The sequence below is a fragment of the Enterococcus sp. 125944 genome (assembly GCF_051909435.1).
In the GTDB taxonomy this organism is placed as follows: domain Bacteria; phylum Bacillota; class Bacilli; order Lactobacillales; family Enterococcaceae; genus Enterococcus_D; species Enterococcus_D gallinarum.
In genome coordinates, this window is record NZ_JBQASY010000021.1 from 34,198 (window position 1) to 60,158 (window position 25,961).

Sequence of the window (25,961 nt, forward strand, 5' to 3'; positions counted from 1 at the left end):
ATGTATTTTTTTAGAAAAAGCAATCACTTATGCGTTCTCACCAGGTTCAGAGGCGATCACCGTCAGTTCTCCCTGTAATGTCCATTTTTTGATTGGATTAGGCAGAATACAGCTTGTTCCCATCTTCAATTCATAGGAATGACCATCGATCACAAGTTGACCATATCCGTCAATCACGGTCATCAGAGTATAGTCTGCTTGTTGTTCCAGATTCAATTTGCCACGAACTTCCCATTCATAAACATTGAAAAATTCGGTTTCCAGATACGTCACGATTGCCGAAGATCCTTGCTTAATTTCACGAATCGACAGTTCTGGTGCTTTAGCGGGCACAGTCGTCACATCAACAGATTGTTGGATATGCAGTTCTCTGGTCTTGCCTTGATCGTCTGTCCGATCATAGTCATAAACCCGATAAGTGGTATCTGAACTTTGTTGTGTTTCCAAAATCATGATGCCTTTACCGATTGCATGGATCGTTCCGCTTGGCACATAGAAAAAGTCGCCTTTTTTAATAGGAACTTTCGTTAATAGATCATCCCAACGGCCGTCTTCGATCATTGCTTTTAATTCTTCTTTGGTTTGTGCGTGGTGGCCATAAATGATCTCTGCCCCAGGTTCTGCATCAATGATGTACCAGCATTCTGTCTTGCCTAGTTCACCTTCATGTTCCATGCCGTACGCATCGTCTGGATGCACTTGCACAGATAGATCGTCTTCTGCATCCAAGATTTTGATCAGCAAAGGAAATACCGGCGCCTCCGAATGACCAAACAATTCTTGGTGATCCCGCCATAAGTCTGCTAATGTCTTCCCTTTAAATGGGCCGTTTTCAATCACGCTGACACCATGAGGATGTGCACTGATCGCCCAGTCTTCACCGATCTTATCATTTGGCAGATCAAAACCGAAAACAGAATGTAAACGGCTACCGCCCCAAATTTTTTCTTGAAAAACAGGTTTCATAAATAATGGTTCCATAGTTGATCCCCTCTCTATTGATTCGCTAATATTATAGCACGAAAAACTTCAACGAACGGATTCTTTTAAATAACTTTGTACAATTTGATCCCGATGTTTCAGATAGCTGTCTCTGTGATCCTCTGGATGTACGCGATTCGAAAGAAAAATAAATGCTTTGCCATCAGAACCAATCAAAAGGAAGGTCCCTGTATACCCTGTATGATAGAGGTGTACAGGCGTACCTTTCAAGTCCCAGCCGATTGAGCGATGTCCTGTTTCAGATGGCGTATGGTCTAGATATAGTCTTTCCAGTATATCTGCTGAAAGAAAAGATTGCGTCGCTGTCTGACCTTTCTTCAACATCATTTGTACAAATTGAGTCAAATCATCAATGGTTGAAAACAGCCCTGCGTTTCCGGCATGTTTGCCCAAAACTCGTGCTTTGGGATCATGGGTGATTCCTTTCAGAACAGTCCCATCTTCTTGGCGCTGAGTGGCTGCTACCTTGCTTGCTGCCGGCAAAGGAGGAAACCCACTGTTGGTCATTTCTAGCGGTTGCAGAACCTCCTGCTGGAAGATCTCGGTGACAGAACAGCCAAAAAGTTCCTCCAACATGAAGCCTAGAAGAATCGTGCCCGTATCCGTGTACTGGACTTGCTTGTCAAGCTGTGGTCCGCTTTGGACTCGAAGATACGCGTGACGCAGCTCTTCAGCAGACAATTGATCGCGGCGAGGAATCCAAGTCTGGATATCGGAGGTGTGGGTTAAAAGATGTCGTAACGTTACTTTCTGATCAGTAAAAGCAGGCAAATAGCGGACCAGAGGGTCATCGATTGCTAGGACTCCCTGTTCCCATAGTTTGAGAATCACCGTCGTCGTACAAACCACTTTCGTCAAAGAAGCCACATCAAATAGGTGTTCCGTCGTAAGTGATTCTATTTGGGGCTGCCGAGCCGCGTAGCCTAAACAATGAGTCTCCATTTGCTCTCCATGGATGAATCGATAAACAACTCCCGGTAAGACGCCCTCCTGTTGCTTTTCAGCGATTAGCCGAATCGTTTCTGGATACATACCAGTTCCTCCTTTCGTGCGCCTCTAAACTGTTTTGATTATACCAGTCAGGCCCTAATTGCACAAAAAAATACAGAAGAGATTTCCAGAGAAATTCTTCTGCATCTTAGTGGTGAATCGCATTATTTATTTGCAACGAACCACCATTCGATCCCGATGGTATCGTAGGTAGTCAGTAAGTTTTTCTTTTTATCAATAAAGAATTCTTGCTTGCTGTCAGTCAAATGAGCTTCCAAAGTCAATAAGTCTTCTTTATCAATAGCGATCTTCAAAAAGTCCAATCCCAATACCTCATGTGTCGGTAAATCGATGGTTCCGCCTTGGCCTTCGATCAAACCAACTTGAAAATCATCTTCATTCAAATGTAAGAAACCATCTGCTTCTTTGGTCGTCAAACCTAACAGCTCTTCCAAAAAGTCGCGTTCTTTCGCTACATCACTGACATTCAGATGAATTTGGTTGAAGCGAGCTTTGCTTGATAACAGGACTACCTCACTTGGTGCAGCTTCGATCAATGCTTCAAGCGTTTTTGGCAAATCTGTTTCTTGAGTGCCTTCGTAAAAAACTTCGATTCGGTTTTCTTCAGGATCAGCCAAAACAACTGCGATTTGACTTCCTTCAAAAATAGATTCTTCAAAAGTCGCAGACTGTTCTTTCGCTTTTTTACAAATTGCTGCCAGTTCTTCTAAGGAAGCGACGGTCAAGCGGATCCGTTGCATTTTTTTGATTTCCCCAAAATGATCATTGGCCCGTGGACTTTCTTCTAGCCAGATGACTTCACCTTCTGCACCTTTGAAACCCAAAATGGCTAATTCGTTTTCTTCCCGTTTCAAATCAAAACCTAGAACATCACGATAAAAAGCAATCGCTTTATCCCGATCTTTTACTCGAATCGCGATTGTCCGCAACTTTGTGCTCTTCCCCAATACAAAATCTGTCATTATTTCTCCCCCTATATATGTATGCGTTTATCTATGCATTTGTCCTTATTGTACTGATAAACCGTTATACTAGCAAATGAAATCCTTTATCATTCTACCATTATCAAGCATTTTTTTTTTGACAAAAAAATAGATTTAACGACAAAAAAGGTCACTGAACTTCTTTTTTTGTGGTTAAATCTACCTTTATTCATTGAAGGAAGGCTGTTTCTTTCATTCTTCTGATCTGAGTACCGTTTTTTTCTAATCGGTCGGTGATACTGACAGTTGCTACTCCGCTCATAAGCGCTTTTTTAGCACTGACTAACTTTGGCAACATCCCGCCAGTGATCACCTTCTCATTGATCAATGTTTTTATGTCAGTCAATGAGACTTGCTGCAGCCACTGGGAGTCTTTCTTGATTCCCGGTACATCTGTCAGCAGAATCAATCGTTCTGCTCTCAGACTGCTGGCAACTTTACAAGCGACTTCGTCCGCATTGATATTCAGCCACTGGCCTTCGGCTGTGATCCCAAGTGGGGCAAGGATCGGTATATGATTGCCTTTGATCAGCAGCTGAAGCAACTGCTGATTAATAGTCTTAGCCTTCCCAACATAGCCAAGTGTGGCGTGATTGATCATTTCCCCTTGGATCAACTGATCACAGCCAGCATTTAAGCCGATTGCCTGAAATCCAGCTTGCTGAAAATAAGTCGTGATCATTGGCTGGACTTGTCCCAGCAAAACCATGCGAGTGATCTCAAGAGTTTGCGCATCCGTTACCCTCAAGCCTTCTTTGATCTGAATCGGCAGTGACAATTTCTGCAGCATTTCCGAGATATAATGGCCGCCACCATGAACAATCACGATTTTCTTTCCTAGAGCTTGCCATTGTGCGACTTGTTCAAAAAAAACGGGGGTCAGATTATCTGAAGCAACACCACCCATCTTGATGACAATGATTTCCATATGTTCTTCCTCCTGTTGGATCTTGTGGCGATTTTTTGATTCTTACAGCCAATGATTCCGATTCTATTCGTTTGATACCTCCATGAGATAGGCATTACGTATGATAGAGTGCATTGATTTTGACATAATCATACGTAAGATCACAGCCCCAAGCTTTCCCGCGACCGGCCCCTTCTTGTAAAATGACATTGATTTTTACTTCTGAGGCTGTCAAGCGTTCTTCCATCAGTGTTTCATCGTAGTCAAGGGGGGATCCTCCTGCAAAAACCGGGATCGCCGCTAATTCGATCGCCACATTGGCAGGATCGATTCTTTGTCCGCTATACCCAATTGCACAAAGGATCCGGCCCCAATTGGGGTCTTTTCCATAGATTGCTGTTTTCACGAGTGGTGAACCTACGATCGTTTTACTGATCATGCGGGCAGCTAAGTCGGTGGGAGCCCCTTTTGTTTCAGCTTCAATCAGTTTTGTCGCTCCTTCACCGTCTTTAGCGATGGCTTTGGCCAATGTCGTTAAGACTGTCTGTAGCATTTTTTGAAATTGCTTATAAGCAAATGTATTTTCTTCAATCGGCGGATTGCCCGCTTGCCCATTTGCCAGCACCAATACCATGTCATTGGTGGAGGTATCGCCATCTACTGTGATTTGATTAAAAGTGACTTCCGTGAGTTTTCGCAGCAATGACTGCAGAAGGGACGGTGCAATAGCGACATCGGTAGTGACGAATGCCAACATTGTCGCCATGTTTGGATGAATCATCCCTGAGCCTTTGGCGCAACCTGCCATGGTGACAGTGTGGCCCGCAATCTCCGTCTGAATCACTTGATTTTTTTCAACAAGGTCTGTCGTTAAAATGGCCTTCTGAAATCCGGTAGGACTGCCAGAATGACTTAATTGACGAATCCCAGCAGCAATCGTTGCCATCGGTAGTGGTCGACCAATGATTCCCGTAGATGCCACCGCCACCTCTTCTGAGGCCACTCCGGCTTGTGCTGCAGCCAAAGCGATCATTTCTCTGGCATCTGCTATTCCTTGTTCTCCAGTACAAGCATTCGCATTCCCGGAATTCACGATCACTCCCCGAAGCTTTCCTGTTTTCAACTGTTCTCTTGTTACTAGGACGGGGGCCGCTTGTACTTGATTGGTTGTGAAAACTGCGGCGGCACTTGCCGGAACTTCAGAGAACAACCAGCCAAGATCGGCTTTTCTTTTTTTCACCCCACAATGGATGCCATCTGCATAAAAACCTTTTGGTGAAACAATTGTCCCTATAATTTCTTTCATGTTACACGCTCCTTATTCTGAACTAATCGAATTCCCAAGTATCGTTAAGGATACCAAGGGATCTGTCGTAATCCAGCTGTTTCCTCCAGCCCAGCCCATTTATTGACGTTCTGGATTGCTTGTCCGGCAGCCCCTTTTACTAAATTATCGATCACCGCAATGACTGTCACGATGTGGGTCATCGGATTTAAGACCAACCCAATGTCACAAAAGTTGGTTCCTGTCACCTGCCGCAGTTCTGGCAGCTTTCCTAACGGCTGCAAGCGAATAAATGGTTGTTCTTGATAGTCTTCTTGATACCTCTGATAAATATCTTCCGCTGTTCTTTCTGGCGCTACAGGCACATAAAGGGTCATCATGATCCCTCTGTTAACCGGAATCAAACTAGTGGAAAATTGGATGGCCGTCAATTCTGGATCCCATTGTTGAAACTGCTGGACAATTTCTGGGATATGCTGATGCTGATTCAATTTATATGTCTGCATATTTTCTGAAATTGTCACAAAATGACTGGTATCTGACAGTTTTTTCCCCGCACCAGAAAGCCCAGATTTGCCGTCAAAAATGGGAATGCCTGCCAACCATTTTCTTCTGACTAAAGGCGCAGCGGCTAAAATTGCGGCAGTGGCATAGCAGCCTGGATTGGCCATTAAATTTCCGTGGGACGTCTGAAACTCTGGCAATGCATATGTTGCAGCATGCAATAAACGATCCGCAGCTGGCGTCTGCTGATACCATTGCTGATAAACACCTGCTTCTTTCAAACGCAGATCTCCGGATAAATCCATCACAGGAAAGTCTTGTTCGACAAATGGCGAGACCAAATCTTTGCTAATACCAGCCGGTGTCGCAAAAAAGACCAATTCATTTTCTTGCATAATCTGCAGCGGATCAAACGGGTAAATCCTTTGGTTGACCAGTTGCTGCAGATGGGGATAAACATTGACTGAATTTTCTTGGACTGAATGACTATGTAACGTTCCTATCTCCAAGACAGGATGCAAGTGGATCAAACGAACCAATTCCAATCCTGTATAGCCGGTAAACCCGACGATTGCTGCTTTCACTTACTACACCCCTTTTTCACTTGTTCTCAAATTCTTTTTCAACAACCTTTCAACAACCAAAGCAGCTCTTCTTTCTTCATTCTCACCTTTCAGTGGTTTCTTCTTTCGTTCCTAAAACATGACGTAGAACAGCGAGTCCTTCAGCCATTTCTGCTTCCGTTATGGTCAATGCTGGCAGCAGACGCAGGACATTCGTTCCAGCTTTCAACACCAGTAACCCTGCTTGACGCAATTCTGTCATCGCCTGTTGGAGAGCAGTGCTATCCTTCAACTCTAAGCCAATCATTAGGCCCTGCCCTCGAATAGCCACGATCTGTGCCAGATCCGTTAAGCCTGCCATAAGCTGCTGATGTCTGGCAGCAACATTTACTAACACAGGGGAATCGGTTAGGACCGTACATACGGCATTTGCTGCAGCCATCGCTAACAAATTACCACCAAAAGTTGAACCGTGACTTCCAGGGCCAAACCCCTGCTGTAAATCAGTTTTTCCTAGCATGGCACCAACCGGCAGCCCATTGCCCAACCCTTTTGCTAATGTAAAAATATCAGGTTCGATCCCATATTGCTCAAAAGCATAAAAACTCCCCGTGCGTCCCATTCCTGTTTGAATTTCGTCTATGATCAGCAGTGCACCTGCTTCTTGACATAACGCGGCCACCTTTTGGACCCATTCTTTTTCAGCTGGGATCACGCCGCCTTCTCCTTGGACCAGTTCCATCATCACCGCAGCTGTTTCCTCATCCAACGCTGCTTGCAGCGGGGAAAATTCATTGAAGGGCAAATACTCAAAATCTGGTACGAGCGGACCAAAATCCTGATGGATGCTTTCTTGAGCCGTTGCTGTCATGGCACCAAATGTTCGTCCGTGAAACGAGCCCTCAAAAGTTAAAATCTTTGTCCGACCCGTTGCTTTTCGAGCTAGTTTTAAGGCTGCTTCATTTGCTTCAGCCCCACTATTGCAAAAATAGGCAAGATATGGACCTTTTGTTAGTTTTTGCGCGACTGTCTCTTGTAACGAATTGGTGTAGAGGTTGGGCGCATGCCATAATTTGTCCGCTTGCTGCAGCATTGCCTGCTGGATTTCAGGCTGCCCATAGCCAAGGTTGGCGACCCCAATACCGCTTGTAAAATCTAAATATCTCCGACCTTGAGTATCTGTTACATAGCTGCCCTTTCCTGCAGCAATCTCTAATGGCAAACGTGTATAATTGGGAAACAACTGACTCATCCATCAACGACCTCCTATGAATATTTATGTATTAATATACATTTTTAGCGAATAAATTGCAATATTTATTTATTTTATAACGAAAATATTCATTCCAACAAAAAAAAAGAGAAGCTTAACGCTTCTCTTCATTCTTGTTTATATTCACAAAAATCGATTGAATAAAATCGTTGTCTTCTTGTATCAGGCCGCATCTTCTGAAAATTGGCTGTTATACAAGTCCGCATAAAAACCATTCTTAGCCATCAATGTGTCATGGTTTCCGGTTTCGACAATCGAACCATGATTCATCACAATAATATTGTCGGCATCCCGAATGGTAGATAAGCGGTGAGCAACGACAAAACTTGTCCGATTTTCCAACAATTTGTTCATGGCTTTTTGGATGAGAATCTCGGTCCGAGTATCCACACTAGATGTTGCTTCATCCAAGATCAACACATCTGGATCAGCTAAGAAGGCGCGCGCGATCGTAATCAATTGTCGTTGTCCTTGAGAGATATTGCTAGCTTCTTCATTGAGGACCGTATCATATCCGTCCGGCAGCTTGCGAACAAAGTCATCCACGTGAGCAGCTTTAGCGGCTTCGATTACTTGTTCTTTCGTCGCTTTGTCATTGCCGTAATGGATATTGTCATAGATTGATCCTGTAAATAGCCATGTATCTTGTAGAACCATTGATATGTTGCTACGAAGCTCATCACGGGTCAGATCTCTTGTGTCCCGACCGTCGTAGCGAATACTACCGCCGGAAACATCATAGAATCGTTCCAACAGATTAATCAATGTCGTTTTACCGGCACCGGTAGGTCCAACGATAGCTACCATTTCCCCAGCTTTGACGTCTAGATTAAAATCGGTCATCAATAAGTTGTCTGGTGTATAACCGAATTGAACATGGTCAAAACGAACTTTATAGTCGCTTTCTTCCACGGGTAATCCAGAAGGTTCATCTGACATTTCTTCTTCATCCAAGACCTCAAAGACCCGTTCTGCTGATGCAACAGTTGATTGGATCGTATTCAATAAACTAGCAATTTGAGTGATCGGTTGTGAGAATTGGTTCGTGTATTGCAAGAATGCTTGCACATCCCCCAAAGTCATGTTCCCATTCGCTACTTTGATCCCACCCAGAACTGCGACAAAGACATAGCCCAAGTTCTTGATGAAGTTCATCAATGGCATAATGATTGCGGAAATGAATTGTGCTTTCCAACCAGCACTATACAGACGATCGTTTTCTTCTTCAAATACTTTTTGATCAGCCGCTTCATGGTTAAAGGTTTTGACAACGGTATGGCCGCCATAGGTTTCTTCAACCTGATTATTCAGTAATCCCAAGCTCTTTTGTTGCGCAGCAAAGAATTTTTGTGATTTTGGTGCGACGATCATTACGACGATCAAGCTTAGCGGCACCGTTGCTAATGCAACCAATGTTAACTGCCAGCTAATCGTTAGCATCATCCACAACACTCCGACTAAAGTAACAAAACTGGTAATAAATTGGGTCAAGTTTTGTTGGAGGGTGCTGGCGATATTATCCATATCATTGATTGCCCGTGACATGATATCTCCGTTTGAATGGGTATCATAGTAAGAAATCGGCAAGCGATTCATTTTTTCTTCTAAATCACGACGCAGTTCATAGACGGTCCGTTGTGATACACGGGTCATGATGAATTGTTGCAAGAAATTGAAAATAGCAGAAATAACATACATACCGATAGCGATCATAATGATTTGTCCTACTTTATCAAAATCGATCGGAAATTCGGTGACAGTTTTTCCAGCTTTCATTTGCTCTGCACCAATCATAACACCTTTAAAGATTTCGGTTGTTGCTTCCCCTAAGATCTTTGGTGTTTGAATCTGGAAGATTACGGCGGCAATCGCTAAAACAAATACCGAAATGATTGCGATAGAACGTTTCGACATATAACCGAAAAGTCGTTTTACCGTTCCCCAGAAATTTTTTGCTTTTGGTCCTTTCGCTCCAATGTTGCGCCCTGGACCGCCACCCATCGGTCCACCGCCGCGAGGTGCTTGGTTTTTCCGTTCACTCATGCCACATCCTCCTCTCTCAATTGAGATGATACGATTTCTTGATACGTTTGGTTTGAGGCCATCAATTCTTCATGGGTTCCTTTACCCACCAATTGACCTTCGTCAAGGACAAGGATCGTGTCTGCATCCATTACTGTACTTACCCGTTGTGCGACTACAACCATAATGCTGTTCTTCATGTCTTTTTTCAATGCCGCTCGCAGCTGTGCATCTGTCTTAAAGTCCAGCGCTGAGAAAGAATCATCAAACACATACACATCGGCTTGTTTCACTAATGCCCGAGCGATCGCTAACCGTTGACGTTGGCCGCCGGAGAAATTTCCGCCGCCTTGTTCTACATGACTGTCTAAGCCTTCGCTCAGTTCTGAAACAAACTCTTTGGCTTGTGCGATTTCCAGTGCTTTCCAGATTTCTTCATCTGTCGCATCTGGTCTACCGTATTTCATGTTTTCTCGAATCGTACCAGTAAATAAAACCGCTTTTTGTGGGACGAAACCAACTGAGTCCCGCAAATTATGCTGTGTTACTTCAGCGATATTCACTCCATTGATGCGGATCGCTCCTGATTCGATATCATAGAGCCGAGGCAGCAAATTGACCAATGTCGTCTTCCCAGAACCCGTACCACCAATGATTGCCACAAAATCACCCGATTTTGCTTGAAAATCAATGTCTTGCAGCGCTAATTTTTCTGCACCATGGTAACGATAGTTGACGTGATCAAAAGCAAGTGTGGCTTGATCACCTTTTAATTGAATCATCTTAGGTGCTTTATCATCAACGATCTCTTCTTCTTCGTCTAATACTTCATTGATCCGATCTGCAGAGGCTTGTGCTCTTGGGACCATCACAAAAATCATTGACAGCATCATAAAACTGATCAAGATTTGCATGGCATACGTCATGAATGCAATCAGATTCCCAACTTCTAATGTCATTTCAGCAATATAATGTCCACCAAACCAAGTGATGGCAATATTGGTCCCACTCATAATCAATGTCATCAAAGGCATCATAAGTGCCACGATAGTATTTACTTTGATGGCCGTGTGGGTATAGTCTTTATTGGCTTCATCAAAGCGATTGGCTTCATACCCGGTCTTATCGAAAGCTCGAATGACCCGCACTCCAGTCAATCCTTCACGGAAGACCAAATTCAGACGGTCAGTTTTTTTCTGCATGCTTTTGAAAAGCGGCACAGCAAAATACATGATTCCACCAACCAAAACGATCATAATTGGAATAACGACTAAAAAGATTTTGGTTAACTGAGCGTCTTTTTGATAGGCCAAGAAGCTTGCTCCGATCAAAGTGATCGGTGCATTGATCATCATCCGCAAGAACATTTGTGCCACCATTTGAATTTGGTTGACGTCATTAGTCGTACGAGTGATCAAAGAGGCAGTTCCGAATTTATCAAAAGAACGTGCTGAGAAATTTTCTACTTTTTCATAAATATCTGTCCGTAATTTTTGCCCCAATTTTTGTGATTCTCTAGTAGCAAAGAATGTATTGCCTAATGCAGCCAGAATACTGATCAGTGAAAAACCGATCATTAAAAAGCCGGTACGCCAGATATAATCAATGTCTCCAGTTGCAACGCCATTATTAATGATATTCGACGTTAATGTCGGTAAATAGAGATCTGCTATTACTTGTACAACCATAAAGGCAACGGCCATCAGTGCCGAAACGAGTGAAACTCGTTTAATCAACTTTGTCATTCTTTTCCCCTCTTTCTTTTTGTGCGCCATCTCTTAGCCAGCTGATTTTGTTATTGAAATCAGTCGTTGCTAGCGAAGGATCATAGGCATGATTTTCTGCTAACTCTCGGTATGCTTCAGCAATCGTAGAAAAAACGGTGTGCATCAACAGTTGGACGAGCATTTTCAATTCATGATCATCCTTGACCCGTAATAAGTCTTTGTCGATCTCAGCAAAAAATTCTTCTTCCCACTTCTGTCTCGCTTCTTGATGCTCTTTGTGAGAGCCGTAGAGTGGTTTTTTGTGGATATCCGGCATCACTTTTCGCAAAGAACGATAATCCATACTCATGAAGAGATTGCGATAAAATTTTGCATTTTTTCCTTCTAACACTTCTTCGATCATCCGAGAAAAATACCATTCAAAGCCAGCAAACAGATCGCCCTTTTCGTGTTGAATGGAACGAATCAAATCCCGCTGACTGTTTTTTTTCAACGTATGAAAATAGTAGTAGTATAAGTCTTCCTTATTTTCAAAATACTGATAAAAACTTCCCCGAGGGATTTCTGCGTCTTTGATGATATTGGCAATCGAAGCATCCTTCAATGGGACCCGAGAAAATTCTTTCTTAGCAGCGCTTAAAATGCGTTTTTGCTTATCTAATGGCAAATGGAAAAACGTATCCGTTGGCATCGTCATCTCTCCTTTCAGTTCAAATGATAAATGACAACAATTATTATGACAGGTTGTCATATGACACTGTGTCATTATACACTCCTCATGAGAGAATGCAAGTAAAAAAGTTTGAATATTTTATGAAAGTCATTTTCTTTATAAAAAGGAAATTCGCTTAGTGTTTTCATTTCATTGAAAATAGATTCATTGTCTTTTTCTGAAAACAAAAAAAGCAGCGGCTATTCCTTAAAAAAGGAAGCCACTGCACAACAGCCGTTTTTCGATTTTAAATAACGTCTATTTTTTCTTTCTAACCCACAGGACACAGCCTACTCCGACTAACAAAACGACTCCAACGACTGGCAAAAACCAATTGACGGTCTCTCCCGTTTTTGGCAATGCTCGACTGTCCGAAGTAGCACTAGCTACTTCTGTTTTGCTAGTTGTTGTTTGTTCCGACGAAGTGTTGGCAGCAGACGTATCAGAAGATTCGGTATTCCCCGTTACTTCAGAAGCTGCTGGGAGATAATGACCTTGATTCACAGCGTAAATGATCCAGCCAATCCGACCTGGAAACAATGTTTCTGAACCACTGGCAGCTACTTCTTCATCTAAGTGTGACAAAATCGATGTCAACCATTCATCTGAAATTGGCTGTTCCGGGGAAATATAAACACCATTTGTTGGGTAAACAACTTGCAGATATGTTTTTAAGCGATCCAGTTCTGGAATCAACGCTGCAAAAGAAGAATAGCTGCTTGGATCAAAGGCTAGCTGCGGTTCAATCTTCTCCCAAGATAAGAGATGATCGATAAAAAGAGCACGAACGATCCGAGCAAAATAGCCGATATCCATTCCCATCACATCCTGGCTATATCGTAATGCTAGTGTCTCTGCATCTTTTAATTGCTGATCGGTCAATTGATCCAACTCATCTTGCGTGAAAGCTGTCACACTTCCATCAGTGATGCCTCTAGTAAAAGCAGAGCGCAAATCACTTTGTTCTGTAATGGTTTCTGACTCAGGACTTGCTTGAACGCCTGTTTGAGCGACAATGGCTTCTACCACATCCTCGGGCTGTGTCGTCACGGATTCACTACTTTGTGCAGTGTCAGCGGTTGATTCCATTTCAGTATTCGAAACCGTCGCTTCTGTCGAAATGATTTCTTCAGTTGATTGCGTAGATTGAATCGTTTCTGATGAGTCCGTTGTTTCCTCTGCAATGGCAGTAATTGGTAAAAATAATAGACAGCTCATGAACCAGATACTCTTTTTCATTCCTCTACCTCCTCAGGATTCTCAGACTTTCTTTGTAACACGAATGTAACACAATAGTAAATTATTCGCAATGTAAAAAGGCACTTCCTTAAGAAATTTAAAAGATATTCAATGTCTTCCGATGCACTCCGCTTCTTCCCTAACAAAAAATCCCGAACCACTTCAGATGATTCACATTAACAGAAGCATTAACGAGATCATCATTCAGCAGTACGGGACGAAGCGTTCTTAATCACCGAATGACACATGGGTAGAAAAAATTGTACCATTCGAATCTAGCTGTTTTTTAATTATTTGACTTGTACAGTCATCACAGGACTAGCACTTGTGACTGTTCCTTTAGCAGTCATGGTTTCTGAGATAACTTGTTCCATATTGGTGAGTACCACAAGCATATCAGTTGCTTTATTGCTAGCTGCCAATTCTGCCAGATCAACTTCAGCAACTTGTGTAGCGGCAGTCACTTGTTGCCCTTCTTGGACGAGGATATTGAAAGGCTTGCCTTGTAGCTCAACGGTATCGACACCCATATGCAGCAGAATCTCAAGTCCATTTGGTGTCGTGATTCCAATGGCATGTTTGGTTGGGAAGATCGTTGTTACAGTTCCTGCAGCTGGTGCATAGATTTTTCCATTTGCAGGAGCTACATAATATCCGTCACCCATCATTTTTTGAGAAAAAACAGGATCCTTTGACTCTGTAATCGCATGAACGGTTCCTTCAGCAACTGCATATAGTTCAATGGTTTCAGGTGCTGCAGACGTTGCTGGTGTTGTAGCCGTCGTTGAAGTAGCCACCGGTACTTCTTCATCAACAGCATTGACAGCAGCTAAACGGTCTTTAGGAATCCCAAAGAAGTAAGTAGCCACAAAGCCACCTGCATATCCTGCTAATAAACCAAAGACATAGCCTAACCAATGACCGTTTGCAATCAACGGAATCAAAGCTACTCCAGAAGGTCCAATGGCGGTAGCGCCGATATTCGACAATGCGCCGATAACCGCCCCACCGATTCCGCCTCCGATACATGCCGTAATAAATGGTCGGCCTAATGGCAGTGTTACACCGTAGATCAATGGTTCTCCAATACCTAAAATCCCTACTGGCAAAGCGCCTTTGATCATTTCAGAAAGTTCTTTATCTTTTCGCAGACGAATCCATAGGGCTAATGCCGCCCCTACTTGACCAGCGCCAGCCATTGCTAAGATTGGCAATAACTGTGTGCTGCCAGTTGCTTCGATCATTTGAATGTGGATCGGTGTCAAGATTTGATGTAGACCAAACATGACCATTGGCAAGAAGGTTGCTCCGAGAACAAAACCTGAGAATGCGCCGCCGACATTTAATACCCAATTGATTGAGCCAACCAAACTGTCTGAAATAAACCCAGCTAATGGCATGATCAAAAAGATCTCTGACAAACCGATCGCTAACAAACACAAAGTTGGGGTAACGATGATATCAATGGCTTCAGGAATCACTCGGTGCAAAACAGTTTCCAGTTTAGCCAGCAACCAGACTGCAAAGATTACACCGATGATCCCTCCTTGTCCAGCTGCCAGAGGATCTCCTGTAAAGAGGTTGGTGATTGGGGCTTCTGGATTCATTCCAGTCAATAAGACGACCGACCCAATGACACCACCTAGCGTTGGGTTCGCTTTAAATACTTGAGCTGCATTGACACCTGTGAAGATCACTAAATAAGAAAACATCCCGTTTTTTAAGATATTTAAAATCATGACATAATAATTCCACGTGTCGCCATCGATTTTTCCTGCAGTGATCAAGTTCGTCATAACAGAAGCAATACCAGCAACGAGACCAGCACCGACAAACGCTGGGATCATTGGGACAAAAATATTCGAAATATCTTTCAATAATGACTTGATTGGTGATTGTTTTTGTTTCGCTTTTTGAGCAGCTTTCATTTCTGCTGCTTTCGCATTCACAGCCTCTTTTCCACTGGTGGCTGCCACAGGAATTTCTTGCCCTAGATCAACACCCGCTTGTGCCGCCATGGCATTTGCTACTTTATTGACTTTTCCAGGACCGATGATCACTTGCAGTTGTTCATCATCCACTACTCCTAAGACTCCGGGAATGTTTTGTAACCCTTGCTTGCTGACCTTGTTGTGATCACGGACCGTCATCCGTACTCGAGTCATACAATGAGTGACAGAGGCAACATTCTCGATACCGCCTGATTCTTGAAATATTTTTTCTGCTAGTTGTGTAACTGTCAGTTCTTCTTTTGCCATTGATTTTTTCCTCCTATCCTTCTAACGTTCCTTTAACGAACCCTTCTGATTGTACCAGCTTTGCAGCAGCTTCTTCTTTTTCACTATTGGTAAGCAGCATAACGATCGCTAACTTCACATTTTGATCGGCTTTTTCAAAGTAGTCTGCCGCCGTTTCATAATCTGCTTCGGTAGCTTGCATGATGATTCTCTTGGCCCGTTCAACGAGTTTGTCGTTCGTTGGTTTAACATCGACCATTAAATTATTGTACACTTTTCCGATGCCTACCATCGAAATCGTGGAAATCATGTTCAAAATCAATTTTTGAGCAGTCCCTGATTTCAATCGGGTAGAACCTGTCAGAAATTCTGGTCCGCAATCCACTTCGATCGGGAAGCTGGCATGTTTTGAAATTTCTGCTTGTTTGTTGCAGGCGATCGTTCCTGTGGTAGCCCCGATTTCATTTGCATAGTCTAGTGCTCCAATGACATAAGGTGTGCGACCGCTAGCTGCGATCCCAATGACCATATCATTTTCCGTCAGCTTCAGGTCAATCAAGTCTTGACGCCCTAATTCAACAGAATCTTCTGCCCCCTCAACCGCTACAGTCATTGCTTCTTCACCGCCAGCAATCAAACCGATCACCATATCCGGTGAGACCCCAAAAGTAGGGACACATTCAGCGGCATCTAAAACTCCTAGTCGTCCGCTGGTACCAGCACCGAGATAGATCAATCGTCCCCCTTTTTTGAAAGATTGAATCGTTTGCTGAATTACTTTTTCAATGCTTGGCAATTCCTTTTCAACGGATTGAGCAACTTTCTGGTCTTCGGCATTCATTTTCTGACAAGCCTCTGCCACAGTCATTTCATCCAAACCAAATGTTGCTTGATTTCGTCTTTCAGTTGTTAAGTTTTCTAAATTAATCATTGTCATTTCTCTCATCTCTTTCTATTTTGAATCGCATTCCTGCTTTGATTTGTTGGAGCAAGGGTAGATCTTCTTCAATCACTTGCGCAGCGACATTGACTTTGTCATCTGCGGGCAGGATTCGCTTACAAATTTGGATTTCCCCCATATAGCGCAAGTAATCTTGATTATCGATAGTCACAGCTCCGACAACCCGTTTTTGAGCAGTTTCTGGGGAAATCAATGGGACTTCAGCAAATCGGGCATTTGCACTGCGAATCACATCTCTTGCCTCATCTTGCCGGTTTTCATGCTCTCCTAAAATATGTTGATAATAGGCAGAACCAATATCCTTTGTGCGAAGAAGGACGGTCTGATCGGCTAGATAAGAACTGAATTGCTTCAAAGAAGCAGGGGTCACGATACCATCACCAATGTAGACAGCATCAACGGCACAATCCCTCAACAACTCCAGTGCTGCTGCGAAGGGGCTCATGCTGCGATGCGCTTCCAGTGTCGGCAATCCTTGGTAAAGAGGACCTCTTTTATTCGCATCCCCAGCAACAAAGGCCTGTACAAGAAAACCTTGTTGTTTCAACCACTGATTTTTGGCCTGAAACCATTCTTTGTCTAATCCCGTCTCCGGACGCGGATAGTAATTGTGCCACGCCTCTAGATTAGAAAAATCTGCCTGATAGGTGTTCAACTCGTTAATATCTTTTTCAGTCAATGTACTCGCATTTAAACTAATAGTTATTTTACGAGATAATTGAGCAATGGTCTGATTGTCGATCGCGTAATCCATTCGCAGCCCAGTGACTCCCCGATCCGTCAGTTCATTTAACTCTTTATAGGAAAATCCTGCTTTAGCCAATGCCTCTCCTGAAATATCTACCATTAATGACAACCGATTCTTTTTTGCTATTTCACCAAGTGTTGTCAATCGTTGGCGATAACTGGCGGCATCATCTTCTGGTATATGCATGGATGTAAAAATCCCAGAAAAACCTTGAAGCGCCATTTCTTCGATGGCATCGATGTCTGTGGTAGTCAAATCGGCATTCATAAATACTGAAAACCCAAACATTGTTGATTCCTCCTTGCTGGTACCGTTTTCTACAAAATGATTATACAACGGCCTGTTTGTTTTTGCAACTATATTTCATAATATATAATTATAAAAAGAAATATAATTTCATAACGGTGTATTTTTTAAGAAAAAGTTGTCCCTTAAACTTTCTAATGCGGTTCGGCCATTAGTTGTGGTACACTTTATAAGGAGTCAACGAGCGCGTAATTTTTACATAGTAGGAGGAATCACATCATCAATGATTACAATGGATGATATTATTCGCGAAGGCAACCCAACTTTGCGGGAAGTAGCAAAAGAAGTCCCCTTTCCATTAAGTGAAGCGGACATTCAATTAGGGAAAGACATGATGGAGTTTCTAGAAAATAGCCAAGACCCAGTGAAAGCCGAAGAATTGAATTTACGAGGCGGAGTCGGTTTAGCAGCACCTCAACTAGATATTTCTAAAAGAATCACTGCTGTTTTAGTTCCTAGTAGCGATCCTGAAAATCCAGAACCTGAATTTAAAGATGTGTTGTACAATCCTAAAATCTTAAGCCACTCCGTACAAGAGGCATGTTTAGGTGAAGGCGAAGGCTGTCTGTCTGTAGACCGGGAAGTACCAGGCTATGTCGTACGTCACGCCCGAATCACGATCAGCTATTATGACATGCAAGGCAAGAAGCAAAAAGTTCGTTTGAAGAACTATGCAGCTATCGTCGTGCAACATGAAATCGACCATTTGAATGGTGTCATGTTCTATGATCACATCAATGAAAAAAATCCTTTCTCATTAAAAGAAGGAATTTTAGTGATCGATTAACGATTAGCAAACAAGAGCGCACTCCCAAGTGGGAATGCGCTCTTGTTTACTTTAGTCGTCATTCATTAGGATTAATTTCCCTTTGCCAAGCTGGCTTGATGGTCCGCTTTGATTTGAGACAACAATTCTGGCTTTTGATAAAGATCTAATGCAGTCAATGCGAGTAATTCCGCTGCGATCGCAATCGAGTTCAGTCCTTTGGTACTACGAGCAGCCGCTTTAAATTCCTCGGAGTGACCAGCAATGTATTCATCCGAAATTGAGACAGTTGGCTGGATCGTGGGGATCACTTGGCTGACGTTTCCTACATCTGAAGAGCCTAAACTTGCTTTTGTTTCCACATCGATCTCTGCTTGGGGAACGCCAACTTCCTGAGTATGGGCAAAGAATAGTTCATCAAAACTTGGTGTTACGATCACATCGTCGACTGAATTCTGGAAGAGTCCAAATTCATAAGTCGTTCCTGTTGCTAAAGCTGCTCCTTTAACGATATTCTCCACTTTCTCATAGACTTCATCTAGTGTCGCCCGATTGGCTGCTCGTAAATAAAAACGTCCAGCTGCATATTCTGGAACAACGTTCGCTGCCACACCACCATCAGTGATCACGCCATGAATGTTGACATCTTTCGGCAAATGAAGACGCAACCCATTGATCCCATTAAAAACTTGGATCAATGCCTCTAACGCATTAATGCCTTTCTCTGGTGCCGCTGCCGCATGGGATGCCCGACCATAAAATTTGATATCGACAGGATCATTAGCCAAAGATGCGGTGGTTTTGCCATAGCGATAAGCTGGATGCACGCACAATGCAGCATCGACATCCTCAAAAAATCCTGCACGCACAAAACTGCCCTTTGCTGAGCCATTTTCGCCCCCCTCTTCACCAGGAGTACCATAAACGCGGATTTCTCCTCCTAGTTCATCTACATAAGGTTGCAACGCACTAGCAGCCAATACAGAATAAGTTCCAAAGAGATTGTGCCCACAGGCATGACCGATGCCGGGCAGCGCATCATATTCTGCCAAAAAAGCTAATGTTGGTCCAGGTCTGCCGCTTTGATAACGGGCATCGAACCCTGTACGATGACCAGCCACTTCTTTTTCCACGGTGAATCCTTCTTTTTCTAATTGGGCAATCAGCGCATCTGCAGAATAAAATTCATAGTTGCTGACTTCTGGATGATCATGAATATCCAAAGCTAGTTCTTGGTATTCCGGTAAGCGTTGTGCGATAAATTCTTTAATAGAAGTTTTTACAGTTGTTGTCATATGATTTCTCTCCCTTTAATATGGATAAATAAGTATGAATAGTCAGTGGTCTCACAGCTCCTGCCTCAGAAAGGTAGGCATTCTTGCTATACTCTTCTTTACTTCGCGCCAAATGTCTCCCAGGCTGGAACGCTAGAACCTTTCGATGTTTCTTCGATAACTTTCTTTGTTTCGTCCGTTTGATAAGCAGCAACAACTTTTTGATACACTTCGTTGTCTTGATCTTCTTTACGCGCAGCAATGATGTTCACGTATGGGCGAGCCGTTTCATCTACAGGCTCTAAGAAGATCGCATCTTCTGTCGGAACAAAGCCAGCATCCACAGCCATTCCGCTATTGATTACTGAAATATCAACATCTGACAATGCGCGGGCAGTTTGGGCAGCATCTAACTCAGAGATTTTCAATTTTTGTTTGTTTTCAGTGATATCCGAAACGGTCGGCGTCTGGCCTGCTGCTTCATCAACTTTGATCAAGCCAGCGCTTTGTAGTAACAACAACGCACGGCCGCCATTGGTGACGTCATTTGGAATTGCTACTGTCGCGCCTTCTTTCAATTCCTTGATATCTTTCACCTTGTCTGAATAAATCCCTAGCGGCGCATTGACTGTATTGCCGATAGAAACAAGATCCGTTCCAAACTCTTTATTGTAATTGTCTAAAAAGAACTGGTGTTGAAAAGAATTTATATCGATAGAACCATCTGCCAACGCCGCATTCGGTTGATTATAATCAGAAAATTGAACATATTCTAAGTTGATACCTTCATCTTTCAAACGATCTTTGACATCATCCCAAACATCCGTGTCGGCACCGATCACTCCAAGTTTGACGGTTACTTCTTTCTCTTTTGTTCCAGCACTGCTATTGCTGCACCCAGTAATAAATAATAATGCCGCACCTACCACGATTGCTTTAAGTAATTTTTTCATTTTCTTCCTCCAATAGTTTCTACTTAATTTTATTTGTTTTTTTTTGCCCTTTTTAGTGGCTAACTTTTTTAACCAACAGATTGCTGACAAATTGACTAAAAAAGACCAAAATTAAAATGATCAGTGTCGCCATGATGGTGACGTCGTTTTGGAAACGATTATAGCCGCGGGTGATCGCCAAGTTCCCTAAACCGCCAGCACCAACTGCACCCGCCATTGCGGTCAGTCCAATCACATTGATGATCGTTAAAGCAGAGACGCGAATGATCCCAGCCAACCCTTCGGGTAAATAGACCCGCACAATAATTCCCAATGGACTGGTTCCCATTGCTTCTGCCGCTTCAATAACCCCAGGATCAACTTCTAATAGGGCAATTTCGATTTGACGAGCAAAGAAAGGAATGATCCCTGCAATCAATGGAACCAAAGCAGCTGTTTCCCCAATCGTTGTTCCTACGATCAAACGAGTCGTCGTTCCTAACAAAGCCAATAGGATAATAAAAGGAATGGAACGTACGATGTTGATGATTTTATCCAAAAGTTCAAATAATCCGCGGCTTTCCAAAATACCTCCTGGTCGGGTCACGACAAGAACAATGCCCAAAATGATTCCTAAAATCCCTGCAATCAGTGCTGTCCAAAAGGTCATGTATAATGTTTGGATCGTTGCTTCTACAAATTCATCAGAGATAGCAACGACATTGGGAAAATACCGTTCAAAAAAAGTGCTCATCTAAAATCCTCCTTCAATCACGTTATTCAATGGTTCCGCGTGATTTTGCTTAATGATATTCGTGTAAACACCTTGATCCGCGAGAAAATCTAATGCTCGTTTACGCTGCCCATATTCCCCTGATAAACTAACGATCAAACTACCGATGGGAACATCTTGCAGAATCTCTACGTTTCCGTAGAGGATATTCGTCGTAACTTGATAACGACTAAACAATTGTGCGATCAATGGTTCATTGGTCTGATCCCCAACATAAGACAGTTCCACCAGCCATTCGTTGGCAGCCAATGAGGAGAATTTCGCACTGCCGAGAATCGTTTCCAGCGCTTGATCAATATGAGTAGCAGTCCGAATAAAGTCTTTTGTCAGCGGTTTTGCCGGCTGGCTAAAAATTTGAACACTCTTTCCTTGTTCAATGATCTCGCCATTTTCCATTACAGCGACTTTATTACAGATTTCTTTCACCACTTGCATCTCATGAGTGATAATGACGATCGTCAACCCTAATTTACGATTGAGTTTTTTCAATAATGCAAGTATCTGTAATGTTGTCTTAGGATCAAGTGCGCTAGTCGCCTCATCGCAGAGCAAGATCTCTGGGTCGTTGGCTAATGCTCGTGCGATGGCGACTCGCTGCTTTTGTCCCCCTGAAAGTTGACTAGGAAACGACCTTGCTTTTTCTTCCAGTCCAACCAAGGACAGCAATTCTGTCACTTTTTGACGACGTTCCTGTTTGGAGATTCCTGCATATTTCAAGGAAAAATCCACGTTGTCAAAGACATTCCGGCTATCCATCAAATTGAAATGCTGAAAGATCATTCCGATCGTTTTCCTTTTTTCTCTTAATGCTTTAGCCGGTAATGCGGTCAATTCAGTCTGATTGACTATGACACTCCCTGACGTTGGACGCTGCAATAAATTGATTACGCGTACCAGAGTACTTTTACCCGCGCCGGAGTAGCCGACGATCCCATAAACATCGCCTTTATCTACTTCTAGTGACACATTTTTGACCGCTTGGATCGTTTCCTTGTTTGGTTGTGTGAATGTCACCGATACATCCTTTAATGAAATCATTTTTTTCCTCCTTATTATCGCCGATTGATTAACTAGTTGATTTTGGGGGTGATCAACTACGCTCCTTCCGGTCGCCTAGTACTGTTCATCATCTGCTCGTCTACTCCACGCTTCGCCTACAGTTGCCTCTAAGCTGTCGCTAAGAAGAACTTGCATGGTCTTTGACCAATCGCAGTGATTCGGGGTGAGGTTACTACGCTCCTTCCGGTCGCCTAGTACTGTTCATCATCTGCTCTGGTCTTTGACCAATCGCAGTGATTCACAGCAAAAAGGCGTCCTCAAGCAAGCCATAACTGGCTTGCTTGAGGACGCCTTTTTGCGTGTTACCACCTCAGTTTAAGCTATATTCACATATAGCTCCTCTTCGAGTACGATCATACTCTAGCAATATAACGGATGCTGCCGTCGCCGCCTTGCATCATTGCTCGGGACGAATCACTCCTTGGCCATTTTCCAAAATTCGTTTCCTGCTTCTTTTCAGCTACCGAAGCTCTCTGTTTAGGAACATTCCTTTTGTACTTACCAATTCATCGTGTTGACTCTATTTTTTTATGCCGCTTTTTATTTTCAAAGATCGATGAAAACAAAAAAAGTCCTTTTACCAGCATCTGCTGATAAAAGGACGATCACTCGTGTTACCACCTTTTGTTCAGAAGGTTTCCCTTCCCTCAACCCAACGTCTATCAAGAAAATTCCATCAAGAGATTGGTGCTCCTTTTAACGGTAGAGCAGATTCCGTGATTGCCTACTTATCGACAATCAATCCTCCAAGGCCATTTTTCAACGTTTCAGACTTAACTCTTTCCACCAACCAGAGTCTCTCTTTAAAGTATCTACGATTACTTTCCTTATCAACGGATAGTTATTCTTGTTGAAATGTACTTTACCGGAAAAAGGATACCTTGTCAATCAGAAAACTATTTTGTATGTGTCTGTAATTTTCCCGGAAGCTCTTTTCTCCCGTAAAAATTAATTTTAGATTAAAAATGCACTGTGTGTGCACTTTGTATCTATTGTTATTTTATTTACTTTTGATTATTTTCTTTATCGATTTCTTCCCTTTTACTTTAACATATTTCACTCTTTTTGCAAGAGAGAAGTTAGAAAAAAATCTCTAACTGTTTTATTTTATAAACAAATAATTGACATTTAGTCTTGAAAATAGCTCAAAAACAAGGTAAAATTAATCTGTAAAAATTAATTTTAGATTTAGATTAGTCGCAGTGCATGACTAGTCTGCGTGGCTCTTTGTTTCTTTACAAAGAGTCTTTTTTTAGTTTTCATTTCCTTTATACCAATCCAATCGCTCTTTAGTTTGTTTTGAAGGTTTATGATAGTTTATGGCATAGTTTTTTATATTGTCTACTTTTTGCCGTTCATCCTCGAAAAAGTGATTTGGGCACTTTCCTAACTCTGCCACCAATCGATCATCCAACGCAAACGCTTCTTTCCACTTCTCTAAAAAGATTTCTTTTAGTGTACCATTGCGTTTTGTGGTCAATAACCAAGCCATTGCCTCTAAACCTTTTCCCCAATACTTACTATTGCGTTTCATCCGGAAGGTCAAGATTCGGTGTAGACTCTCCATAATACCGATTCCTTGTTTTTCACCTGATAACTCGCGCAAGTGATACGGCTTGATAATTTTCCAATTTCGCCGCAAATACGCTCTTAACTTTTTGACATGAGTTTCTTGTTCTTTGGTTTCTACATGCGATTCTAGTGTATCTAAGGCACATTGCAAATCTCTAGTAGAATAATTATTGATTGCATTCTGAAAAACAGGAATTAATTCTGGTACAAAGACACGTTGCTCTAATTTTAATGAGATATGATAACGATCTAAAAAGTGTTCATGTCCTTTTACTACTGGCAAAAGACTTTTAAACGTTTTTTGGCTATACCCTTTTCCACCGTCTGAATTGGTCACAATAACGGTGTTTTTCAAATCATAGGTACGATACAAATAATTTTCTACATGATTCAATGTTTTCTGATGACCTAAACCGACAAATTGTTTGAGGTTTTTAGCCATTTTCCGTTGACCGTTTGTCTCTATTCCTTCGTGAACGATAAAATGTGCCAATTCTTTGTTTGTTCCATCTTTGCCACCTACAAACACACCATCACCTTCGATATAAAGATAGTCCACTTTACACTTTCCTTCTGTGCCATATTCTTCTAGATACGCTTCATGTTCTTTGTATTTTGTCTCGTATTCATGAACAACTTTCATGACGGTATCTTTTGAGGCTTGAACATTACCAACCACCTCAATCAATTCTGACGCCTTCCGGTAAGAAGTTACCATACTTAACTCTGCCAAGGCGTATTTTGTTCGTAAGGAATAGCGATCATATCTCTCTAAACCAAGCAAATTATCAATCGGGTAAATAATGTGTCCGTTTCTTTCAACCGATTTTCTTGTATACGTAAGCACCCCAAACAAGAACTGCACACTACGTTCGACAGCTTTTCCAACGGTATATCCTTTCACTTGATAACTTTGAATCAATTGTGGCTCTTGCCAATTGATCCATGATTGAATAACACGATTCATGAGATTAGAAGAGTAATTCATTAATTGTTTCTCTTTCTCTAAACCATCGTTGTCGGTGCGTAAAATTTCATGCAAGTCTGTCAAAAAAGCGGCAAACATATTCTTCTTGTCCTTTCTGTATTCGTTAATTATGTATTACCAGGTAAAACTTAGACCTGGTAGGTTGTTTTGTGCATCGGTCCAATCATTTCAAGTAATACTTGTAAAAATTCTTCCGGCGTATAATTCTCAAGTAAGCTTTTTAGTATCTCTTCTAATTGCTTACGTTCTGTTCGAGATAACACAGACAGACTGTGTTAATACATTGTTGATATGTGATAAAAAAGTTTCATTTGTCATGGGTAAATTTCCTTTATGATTCGATCTTCTGGTATTTTGTCAGCTGTTCGATACATAAACGCAAAAACGTCTCTTCTGATATAATTTCCACCTGTTTTTTCAGGGCTTGTTTTCTTTTCAGTGATTCTCCAAAATCAAACAGCGTTACTGGTTGTTTGCCAGCAACTAAGTAAGTTGTTTCTTTCGTGACTGACTATTGAACGCAACTACTTAAAGCAAGCACTAACTGTTGTGCTTGTTTGCGCGTAAAACAGTCCAATGTTCCGGTAAACATAAAGACCTCATTCATTTTTCTTACCTCTTATAATTGACGAATCAACGCTGTAAAAAATGCGGAAGCATTCGGGCGCCCTTGGGGAGTAACATAACCTGCTTGTTTTGCTAATTCATTTAATTTTTCTCGATCAGAAGGATACAAAGAAAACATATAATCTTTTTTCTTCTCTTTTTCTTGATTCGCCATCTTTTTTACCGCATTGGAGGGTTGAACAATATTTTTGGTCATTTCTTGCTTTCTTGTAGTAACTTTTTGTTGAATGACTTCAAAGTGATTCATTCAATCAATTCCTTTCTCTTTATAGTCATTTTAATCTGTTTAATCATTTTTTTTTACAAGTTCATTTTATTTTTTATCTATTTATCTACAAATAAGAACTTTCCATAGGGATTTTCCATAGGGATTTTCCATAGGGATTTTCCATAGGGATTTTCCATAGGGATTTTCCATAGGGATTTTCCATAGGGATTTTCCATAGGGATTTTCCATAGGGATTTTCCAT

General features: G+C 42.1%; 21 protein-coding genes and 2 other annotated features. Of the genes, 1 reads left to right on the forward strand and 20 read right to left on the reverse strand.

Going from position 1 to position 25,961, the window contains the following annotated elements:
- Nucleotides 1–27: 27 nt before the first annotated feature.
- The 14 genes from manA to ACTFWY_RS15250 form a co-directional block, all read right to left on the reverse strand.
- Complete coding sequence (manA, locus tag ACTFWY_RS15185) at nt 28–981, reverse strand: mannose-6-phosphate isomerase, class I (RefSeq protein WP_439926857.1); 954 nt, start codon at nt 979–981, stop codon at nt 28–30.
- Between the two features lie 48 nt (nt 982–1,029).
- On the reverse strand, nt 1,030–2,034 hold the full coding sequence (locus ACTFWY_RS15190) for a serine hydrolase domain-containing protein (RefSeq protein WP_003128153.1): 1,005 nt from the start codon (nt 2,032–2,034) through the stop codon (nt 1,030–1,032).
- A gap of 122 nt (nt 2,035–2,156) precedes the next feature.
- Nucleotides 2,157–2,975, reverse strand: a complete 819-nt coding sequence (locus ACTFWY_RS15195; RefSeq protein WP_003128152.1) for a VOC family protein — start codon at nt 2,973–2,975, stop codon at nt 2,157–2,159.
- A gap of 190 nt (nt 2,976–3,165) precedes the next feature.
- Nucleotides 3,166–3,924, reverse strand: a complete 759-nt coding sequence (gene argB / locus ACTFWY_RS15200) for an acetylglutamate kinase (RefSeq protein WP_003128151.1) — start codon at nt 3,922–3,924, stop codon at nt 3,166–3,168.
- 94 nt (nt 3,925–4,018) lie between these two features.
- Nucleotides 4,019–5,209, reverse strand: coding sequence for a bifunctional glutamate N-acetyltransferase/amino-acid acetyltransferase ArgJ (argJ, locus tag ACTFWY_RS15205; RefSeq protein WP_003128150.1), 1,191 nt, complete (start codon nt 5,207–5,209; stop codon nt 4,019–4,021).
- Between the two features lie 44 nt (nt 5,210–5,253).
- Nucleotides 5,254–6,276 carry an N-acetyl-gamma-glutamyl-phosphate reductase gene (gene argC / locus ACTFWY_RS15210; RefSeq protein WP_003128149.1) on the reverse strand — a complete coding sequence of 341 codons (1,023 nt, stop codon included), beginning with the start codon at nt 6,274–6,276 and terminating at the stop codon, nt 5,254–5,256.
- An 82-nt stretch (nt 6,277–6,358) separates the two neighbouring features.
- Complete coding sequence (locus ACTFWY_RS15215; protein WP_003128147.1) at nt 6,359–7,507, reverse strand: acetylornithine transaminase; 1,149 nt, start codon at nt 7,505–7,507, stop codon at nt 6,359–6,361.
- Between the two features lie 183 nt (nt 7,508–7,690).
- A complete protein-coding gene (locus tag ACTFWY_RS15220) occupies nt 7,691–9,571 on the reverse strand; it encodes an ABC transporter ATP-binding protein (RefSeq protein WP_029486297.1) in 1,881 nt (626 codons plus the stop codon).
- Nucleotides 9,568–11,295: an ABC transporter ATP-binding protein gene (locus ACTFWY_RS15225; protein WP_003128145.1), complete on the reverse strand. Its 1,728-nt coding sequence runs from the start codon at nt 11,293–11,295 to the stop codon at nt 9,568–9,570. Before ACTFWY_RS15225 ends, ACTFWY_RS15220 begins: the two co-directional genes overlap by 4 nt.
- Nucleotides 11,279–11,968: a TetR/AcrR family transcriptional regulator gene (locus ACTFWY_RS15230; RefSeq protein WP_003128144.1), complete on the reverse strand. Its 690-nt coding sequence runs from the start codon at nt 11,966–11,968 to the stop codon at nt 11,279–11,281. The genes ACTFWY_RS15225 and ACTFWY_RS15230 overlap by 17 nt, the downstream gene beginning before the upstream one ends.
- Before the next feature lie 279 nt (nt 11,969–12,247).
- Nucleotides 12,248–13,228 carry an LPXTG cell wall anchor domain-containing protein gene (locus tag ACTFWY_RS15235; protein WP_409534298.1) on the reverse strand — a complete coding sequence of 327 codons (981 nt, stop codon included), beginning with the start codon at nt 13,226–13,228 and terminating at the stop codon, nt 12,248–12,250.
- A 290-nt stretch (nt 13,229–13,518) separates the two neighbouring features.
- Nucleotides 13,519–15,486, reverse strand: coding sequence for a glucose PTS transporter subunit IIA (locus ACTFWY_RS15240; protein WP_409534297.1), 1,968 nt, complete (start codon nt 15,484–15,486; stop codon nt 13,519–13,521).
- 13 nt (nt 15,487–15,499) lie between these two features.
- On the reverse strand, nt 15,500–16,402 hold the full coding sequence (gene murQ, locus ACTFWY_RS15245) for an N-acetylmuramic acid 6-phosphate etherase (RefSeq protein ID WP_005470111.1): 903 nt from the start codon (nt 16,400–16,402) through the stop codon (nt 15,500–15,502).
- Complete coding sequence (locus ACTFWY_RS15250) at nt 16,389–17,462, reverse strand: DUF871 domain-containing protein (protein ID WP_060813224.1); 1,074 nt, start codon at nt 17,460–17,462, stop codon at nt 16,389–16,391. Before ACTFWY_RS15250 ends, murQ begins: the two co-directional genes overlap by 14 nt.
- A gap of 241 nt (nt 17,463–17,703) precedes the next feature.
- On the opposite strand from ACTFWY_RS15250, the gene def reads away from it, so the two are divergent.
- Nucleotides 17,704–18,267 carry a peptide deformylase gene (def, locus tag ACTFWY_RS15255; protein ID WP_003128139.1) on the forward strand — a complete coding sequence of 188 codons (564 nt, stop codon included), beginning with the start codon at nt 17,704–17,706 and terminating at the stop codon, nt 18,265–18,267.
- Between the two features lie 71 nt (nt 18,268–18,338).
- Here def and ACTFWY_RS15260 read toward each other — a convergent pair whose 3' ends face one another.
- The 6 genes from ACTFWY_RS15260 to ACTFWY_RS15285 form a co-directional block, all read right to left on the reverse strand.
- Entirely contained in the window at nt 18,339–19,541 is a 1,203-nt protein-coding gene (locus ACTFWY_RS15260) for a M20 family metallopeptidase (RefSeq protein WP_156247552.1), read from the reverse strand.
- 98 nt (nt 19,542–19,639) lie between these two features.
- Nucleotides 19,640–20,473: a MetQ/NlpA family ABC transporter substrate-binding protein gene (locus tag ACTFWY_RS15265; RefSeq protein WP_156247553.1), complete on the reverse strand. Its 834-nt coding sequence runs from the start codon at nt 20,471–20,473 to the stop codon at nt 19,640–19,642.
- Nucleotides 20,474–20,525: 52 nt separating this feature from the next.
- A complete protein-coding gene (locus ACTFWY_RS15270) occupies nt 20,526–21,206 on the reverse strand; it encodes a methionine ABC transporter permease (RefSeq protein ID WP_003128135.1) in 681 nt (226 codons plus the stop codon).
- Complete coding sequence (locus ACTFWY_RS15275; RefSeq protein WP_311809832.1) at nt 21,207–22,283, reverse strand: methionine ABC transporter ATP-binding protein; 1,077 nt, start codon at nt 22,281–22,283, stop codon at nt 21,207–21,209.
- A gap of 301 nt (nt 22,284–22,584) precedes the next feature.
- Nucleotides 22,585–22,823 (reverse strand) — a binding site (T-box leader).
- A 75-nt stretch (nt 22,824–22,898) separates the two neighbouring features.
- Nucleotides 22,899–23,147 (reverse strand) — a binding site (T-box leader).
- 409 nt (nt 23,148–23,556) lie between these two features.
- Nucleotides 23,557–24,942: an ISLre2 family transposase gene (locus ACTFWY_RS15280; RefSeq protein ID WP_171313743.1), complete on the reverse strand. Its 1,386-nt coding sequence runs from the start codon at nt 24,940–24,942 to the stop codon at nt 23,557–23,559.
- 541 nt (nt 24,943–25,483) lie between these two features.
- Nucleotides 25,484–25,738 (reverse strand): hypothetical protein, encoded by a 255-nt coding sequence (locus tag ACTFWY_RS15285; protein ID WP_171313742.1) that lies wholly within the window; start codon nt 25,736–25,738, stop codon nt 25,484–25,486.
- Nucleotides 25,739–25,961: the final 223 nt, after the last annotated feature.